The sequence below is a fragment of the Paracoccus sp. UBA889 genome, from assembly GCA_002294185.1.
Taxonomy (GTDB): domain Bacteria; phylum Pseudomonadota; class Alphaproteobacteria; order Rhodobacterales; family Rhodobacteraceae; genus Paracoccus.
Genome location: DBFD01000049.1, coordinates 24,064 through 29,405, shown reverse-complemented (window position 1 = coordinate 29,405; position 5,342 = coordinate 24,064). Strand labels below are relative to the sequence as shown.

At 64.8% G+C, this 5,342-nt stretch carries 5 protein-coding genes; 2 read left to right on the top strand and 3 right to left on the bottom strand.

Annotated elements, in window-relative coordinates; genetic code table 11:
• The 3 genes from atpA to B4L36_RS09465 form a co-directional block, all read right to left on the bottom strand.
• The coding region (gene atpA, locus B4L36_RS09475; RefSeq protein WP_292955960.1) for a F0F1 ATP synthase subunit alpha at positions 1-1,040 on the bottom strand (1,040 nt) is incomplete at its 3' end.
• Positions 1,040-1,600, bottom strand: a complete 561-nt coding sequence (locus B4L36_RS09470) for a F0F1 ATP synthase subunit delta (protein WP_292955957.1) — start codon at positions 1,598-1,600, stop codon at positions 1,040-1,042. The genes B4L36_RS09470 and atpA, both read right to left, overlap by 1 nt.
• A 375-nt stretch (positions 1,601-1,975) precedes the next feature.
• Complete coding sequence (locus B4L36_RS09465) at positions 1,976-2,779, bottom strand: methyltransferase domain-containing protein (RefSeq protein ID WP_292955954.1); 804 nt, start codon at positions 2,777-2,779, stop codon at positions 1,976-1,978.
• A gap of 57 nt (positions 2,780-2,836) precedes the next feature.
• Between B4L36_RS09465 and gloB the strand changes: the two genes are divergently transcribed.
• Complete coding sequence (gene gloB, locus B4L36_RS09460) at positions 2,837-3,583, top strand: hydroxyacylglutathione hydrolase (RefSeq protein WP_292955951.1); 747 nt, start codon at positions 2,837-2,839, stop codon at positions 3,581-3,583.
• Positions 3,584-3,798: 215 nt separating this feature from the next.
• A partial coding sequence (locus B4L36_RS09455; protein WP_292955948.1) for an AAA family ATPase occupies positions 3,799-5,342 on the top strand: 1,544 nt, incomplete at its 3' end.

The window sequence follows — 5,342 nt, the reverse complement described above, 5'->3', positions numbered from 1 at the left end:
GTGATCGAGATCACGTTGGTCGGGATGAAGGCCGAAACGTCGCCGCCCTGGGTCTCGATGATCGGCAGCGCCGTCAGCGAACCGCCGCCATATTGCTCGTTCAGCTTGGCCGAGCGTTCCAGAAGGCGCGAATGCAGATAGAAGACGTCGCCCGGATAGGCTTCGCGGCCGGGCGGCCGGCGCAGCAGCAGCGACATCTGGCGATAGGCCACAGCCTGTTTGGACAGGTCGTCATAGATGATCAGCGCATCCATGCCGTTGTCGCGGAAATATTCGCCCATCGCGGTTGCCGAATAGGGCGCCAGGAACTGCATCGGCGCCGGATCCGAGGCGGTCGCCGCGACAACGATCGAATATTCCATCGCGCCGGTTTCTTCCAGCTTCTTCACCAGCTGGGCGACGGTCGAACGCTTCTGGCCGATGGCAACATAGACGCAATACAGCGTCTTCATGCCGTCGCCTTCGCGGCCGTTATAGTTCTTCTGGTTCAGGATCGCGTCCAGCGCCACGGCGGTCTTGCCGGTCTGCCGGTCGCCGATGATCAGCTCGCGCTGGCCACGGCCGATGGGAATCATCGCATCGACGGCCTTCAGGCCCGTGGCCATGGGTTCGTGCACCGATTTGCGCGGCATGATCCCCGGCGCCTTCACATCCGCAACCGCGCGGGCATCGGTCTCGATCGGGCCCTTGCCGTCGATCGGGTTGCCAAGGCCGTCCACCACGCGGCCCAGCAGCGCCTTGCCGACGGGAACGTCCACGATCGAGCGCGTGCGCTTGACGGTGTCGCCTTCCTTGATGTCGCGGTCGTCGCCGAAGATCACGACACCCACGTTGTCGGTCTCAAGGTTCAGCACCATGCCCCGGACACCGCCGGGAAACTCGACCATCTCGCCGGCCTGCACCTTGTCGAGGCCGTAAACGCGGGCGATGCCGTCACCGACCGACAGCACCTGGCCGACCTCGGCCACCTCGGCATCCTGACCGAAATTCTTGATCTGATCCTTGAGGATGGCCGAAATCTCGGCAGCCTGGATTCCCATTATCCGACCTCTTTCATAGCGTTCTGGAGGGAGGCGAGCTTCGAGCGGACCGACGAATCGACCATCTGCGAGCCCAGCTTGACAATCATGCCGCCGATGAGGCTTTCATCGACGCGAGTGTTCAGTTTCACGGTCTTGCCGGATTTTTCGGCCAGCGTGTCGCGCAGCCGTTTCTGCTGATCGTCGCTCAGCGCGACGGCGCTGGTGACATCGGCTGTAACCTCGCCGCGTTCGACGGCAATAAGCCGCTGCAACTGGCCCAGAAGCTGCGGCAGCACGAACAGGCGGCGGTTCTGCGCCATCAGTTTCAGCGTGTTCGACAGGGTCTTAGACAACCCCATCTTGTCGGCCAGCGCGGCGATCGCACGCGATTGCTGATCGCGGGTATAGATCGGAGAGGCGATCAGGTTGCGCAGATCGTCGCTGTCGTCCAGCGCGGCGATCAGGTCATCCGTCTGGCGGGCCAGATCGTCCAGCCCTCCATCGTCCTTCACGATGTCGAAGACGGCCTGCGCATAGCGTCCGGCGATGCTCTGGGACATGGATACAGAGTTGGCCACGGTCATCCTTCAGGTTTGCGCAAACCCCGCTGGCGGGCCGGGAAGGTTCCGGTCAGTCGCGGGGCGCGCGGGTCGCGGTGGTGCGGCTCTTGGGGCCGCCCATGAATCTGCGGTGTCTCTAGCAGGTGATTCCGTGGGCGGCAACCGCCAAGCACACGGTAATGAGAGTGTCGCGGCCCTGATTGCGGTGCCGGTCACCCCGACGCCAGGCACGCCGTCATGCGGTTCACGCGGGATCGGTCATCGCTGCGCGAAATCTCATGCCCCCGACTGCGGCGGGCTGTCGCATGGGCCGGCTCGCCGCAGCGACCGCCATGCACACGAGAACCATGGGCCATCGAGATCGCCTGCGGCGCGTCCTTGCCGGGGCCGCCCTCATCGCCGTCTTGCGATTCCGGCCCGCTGGACGCCGCCCCGTCGCGCCGTGCCCGCCCGTCCCGGCCGTGGCAGCCCGACGCCGTCCAGGATCTCGCGCGGGCCGGGAACCTGGATCGCCCGCCCCGGCCCGACGGGCGCGCGGGTCTGCTTGGCCAGTTCGATCAGCACCACACCGGCGATCAGAACCCGGCTGATCCTGGCCCCGGTGCGTTCCCACATCTGAGCGCTGCCCAGCCAGAAACGCCGGTCCGAGGGCGGAATATAGACCGCCGATCCATGCCAATGCGCCACGAACCCGGACTTGCGCGTCTGCGATTCGATCTGCCCGGCCGTATAGCTGCGGCCCAGCCCGAAGGGTGTGCCGTCCGACGCCGCCCAAAGCCCGGCCCGGTTCGGCACCATCACCATCATCCGCCCACCCGGCCCAAGCGCGCGCCAGGCTTCGTCCAGCAGCGCGGCGGGATGGTCGCTGGTCTCCAGTCCGTGCAGCATCACCAGCCGGTCGATGCTGCCGGTCTCGACCGGCCAGGCGGTCTCATCGCACAGCACGCTGTGGTTGGGCATCCCCGCGGGCCAACCCATCACACCCTGCGGCCCCGGCATCAGCGCCATCACCCGGCGCGCCCCGGCCAGATAGGGCCGAAGCATCGGCGCGGCGAAGCCAAAGCCAGCCACGGTCATCGCCGCGCAGCGTTCCGGCGGCCAGCGGTCCGTCAGCCGGTCGCGCAGGATCCGCTGCACCACCCGGCCCAGCGACCGTTGATAATAGAACCGGCGTAGATCGTTGATGTCGTGATGCATTGCGCCCCGGCCCGGCTTCGGTCACGCTGAGCACAGCACAGAGGAAGGGATTTGCCAATGCCGCTGGAACTGATCACCTTGCGCTGCCTGCGCGACAACTACGCCTATCTCGTCCATGGCGCCGCCGGCACCGCCCTGATCGACGCGCCCGAGGCGATGCCGGTGCTGACCGAGCTTGAGGCGCGCGGCTGGGGACTGGATGCCATCCTGCTGACTCATCATCACGACGATCACGTTCAGGCCGTGACCGAGATCGTGGCCCGGACCGGCGCCAGGGTCATCGGCCATGCTGCGGATGCCGGCCGCCTGCCGCCGCTGGATGTCCGTGCCACGCCGGGCGTGCCGCTGGAGATTCTGGGCGAACCGGTCGAGGTCATCGACGTTTCGGGTCACACGATCGGCCATGTCGCCTTCCACCTTCCGCAATCGAAACTGGCCTTCACCGCCGACAGCCTGATGGCACTTGGCTGTGGACGCCTGTTCGAGGGCGATGCGCCGACGATGTGGGACAGTCTGTCCCGGCTGAACGCCCTGCCGGGCGACACGCTGATCTGTTCGGGCCATGATTATTGCGCCGCGAACGGCGCCTTCGCATTGTCGGTCGATCCTGAAAACCAGGCGTTGAAGGATCGCCTGACCGCCGTGGACGAGGCCCGCCAGCCCTGTTCGCCCGCCACCCTTCAGGAAGAGCGCGCGACCAATCCGTTCCTGCGCGTCGATGCGCTGCGCGGGGGGCTGGGCATGCAGGGCGCTTCGGATTGCGAGGTCTTCGCGCGGCTGCGCAAGATGAAGGACGCGTTTTGAGCGGGCCGGAACCGAGGCGTGGCGGCGGGCGTCTTGTCTTGAAAAACGCACGCCGCGGCATCACATCTGCCTCACCCAAGGCAAAATCGCGGCATATTGGAGAAAAACCTCTTGATGCCGCGCAAAATCCACCAAAAATTAACTGCATCGTGACAGTCTGGGCAGGTGGGTCTTTCGATGCGCCCATACCGCCAGCCGACTGACAGGAGACGACCGTGCCAAGTTTCTCGACCTCCCTGGAACAGGCCATTCATCAAGCCCTCGCGCTGGCCAATGAACATCGCCACGAACTTGCAACGCTGGAACATCTGTTGCTGGCGCTGACCGAGGAACCCGAGGCGGTCAAGGTCATGCGGGCCTGCAACGTCGATCTGGAAGAACTGCGCAAGTTGCTGATCGACTTCATCGAGGATGATCTCTCGACGCTGATCACCGATATCGAAGGTTCCGAGGCGGTGCCGACCGCTGCCTTCCAGCGCGTGATCCAGCGCGCCGCGATTCATGTCCAGAGCTCGGGCCGGCAAGAGGTCACGGGTGCGAATGTGCTGGTGGCGATCTTCGCCGAACGCGAATCCAACGCGGCCTTCTTCTTGCAGGAAATGGACATGACCCGTTACGACGCGGTCAACTTCATCGCCCATGGGGTCGCCAAGAACCCCTCGTTCAGCGAACCGCGCAAGGTCGCAGGCTCGGACGAGCCGGTCGAGCAGAAGCAGGCCGAAAAGGCACAGGAGGCCAGGGACGAAACGGCTCTGGCGAAATATTGCGTCGATCTGAACGCGAAATCGAAGAAGGGCGACGTCGATCCGCTGATCGGCCGCGAACCCGAGGTCGAACGTTGCATTCAGGTCCTGTGCCGGCGGCGCAAGAACAACCCGCTTCTGGTGGGCGATCCGGGCGTCGGCAAGACCGCCATCGCCGAGGGCCTGGCCAAGAAGATCATCGAGGGCCAGACGCCCGAGGTTCTGTCCGGCGCCACGATCTTCTCGCTCGATATGGGCGCGTTGCTGGCCGGCACCCGCTATCGCGGCGATTTCGAGGAAAGGCTGAAGGCCGTGGTCAAGGAACTGGAAGACCACGACGACGCCATCCTGTTCATCGACGAGATTCATACGGTGATCGGCGCCGGCGCAACCTCGGGCGGGGCGATGGATGCCTCGAATTTGCTGAAACCTGCTTTGGCGGGCGGCAAGCTGCGCTGCATGGGTTCGACCACCTACAAGGAATACCGCCAGCATTTCGAGAAGGACCGCGCGCTGTCGCGCCGGTTCCAGAAGATCGACGTGAACGAGCCCTCGGTGTCGGACGCCGTCAAGATCCTGATGGGGCTGAAGCCGCATTTCGAAAAGCATCACGAGTTGCGCTATACCAACGACGCGATCAGGTCTGCGGTCGAACTGGCCAGCCGCTATATCAATGACCGCAAGTTGCCCGACAGCGCCATCGACGTGATCGACGAGGCCGGCGCGGCGCAGCATCTGGTGGCCGAAAGCCGGCGGCGCAAGACCATCAGTCCCAAGGAGATCGAGGCCGTCGTGGCCAAGATAGCCCGCATCCCGCCGAAGAATGTCAGCAAGGACGATGCCGAGGTTCTGCGCGATCTGGAAACCACGCTGAAGCGGGTCGTCTTTGGCCAGGACGATGCCATCGGCGCGCTGTCCTCGGCCATCAAGCTGGCGCGGGCCGGCCTGCGCGAACCTGAAAAACCGATCGGCAACTACTTGTTTGCCGGGCCGACCGGCGTCGGCAAGACCGAGGT

Excerpts from the sequence above, each read along its gene's own strand:
- gloB (WP_292955951.1), top strand. The coding sequence starts at position 2,837 with ATGCCGCTGGAACTGATCACCTTGCGCTGCCTGCGCGACAACTACGCC.
- B4L36_RS09465 (WP_292955954.1), bottom strand. The coding sequence starts at position 2,779 with ATGCATCACGACATCAACGATCTACGCCGGTTCTATTATCAACGGTCG.